The sequence below is a fragment of the Paenibacillus mendelii genome, assembly GCF_024498075.1.
In the GTDB taxonomy this organism is placed as follows: Bacteria; Bacillota; Bacilli; order Paenibacillales; family Paenibacillaceae; genus Paenibacillus_Z; species Paenibacillus_Z mendelii.
The window spans coordinates 1-863 of sequence record NZ_JANHOF010000069.1 but is presented as its reverse complement, the minus strand read 5'-3'; the positions used below and the strand labels follow the sequence as shown (position 1 = coordinate 863).

At 40.3% G+C, this 863-nt stretch carries 1 protein-coding gene; it reads right to left on the bottom strand.

Going from position 1 to position 863, the window contains the following annotated elements; translation table 11 throughout:
* Positions 1-199: 199 nt before the first annotated feature.
* Positions 200-598: a hypothetical protein gene (locus tag NNL21_RS36070; protein ID WP_204822893.1), complete on the bottom strand. Its 399-nt coding sequence runs from the start codon at positions 596-598 to the stop codon at positions 200-202.
* Positions 599-863 lie beyond the last annotated feature (265 nt).

The window sequence follows — 863 nt, the reverse complement described above, 5'->3', positions numbered from 1 at the left end:
TCTAAATGAAAATTTAACTTTCACGCTAAATCCTCCTCGTATTTATTCTTTTGACTATATTAACAATAAAAAAACTTCGTCTCCTTCAGGATTACCCTCATATTACCATAATTGGAACTATCCTGCCCGATAGCTTAATGAAAATGGAGCAGTTGCCGCTGGGCAAACTGCTCCATTTTGGGTTCAACTAACGTATCCGTTAGTTGAACGATTCTGCGTTTTTATGTAGCCCTAAGACTTCGATTACTTCTGCTTTCGCCACTTTTTTGGGTCCTTCCATGAAATACCCTATCACTCCAACCTTAATTCTATTCAAATGTATTTTTTTCCTCATTTCGGGGAAAAGAATCCACATCCGTGCCGTTCCTTCAATCGGTACTGGGGTGCCGTCATTTAGAATTACATTGCCCTGCTCATCCTCAAACTCTGGATGTATGCAATAAAGATCATCCCGTATGTCAGCTTCATCATAAGTGAAGTCAGAGCGATAACCTTGAAGTACGGGCTTTTTCCTACCACCTTCTTCTTGAGAATAAAACCTGTATTTAACTCTGAAATCAGCTGGATGGTTATTTCTTTCTTCATAGGGTTTCCTCATAAGGAACTACCTCCACGCAATAGCATCTTTTGCCCAATAGCTCGTTAACACTTTTTTATATCCATATTTTAGCACAAATTTACTGAATGCCCGCTAGTTTAATCGAACAGGGAGACGTGATAAGGATCAACCGCGGCGGATCCTTCAGCTGTTATATTGAACTAACGTACCCGTTAGCATTCCTGTAGATGGATTAATTTCATCTTTGCAAAAGGAAAAGCGCCTCGGTACGATGGGAGTACGCAACGGGTCATAGCCCTTAAAA

Excerpts from the sequence above, each read along its gene's own strand:
- NNL21_RS36070 (WP_204822893.1), bottom strand. The coding sequence starts at position 598 with ATGAGGAAACCCTATGAAGAAAGAAATAACCATCCAGCTGATTTCAGA.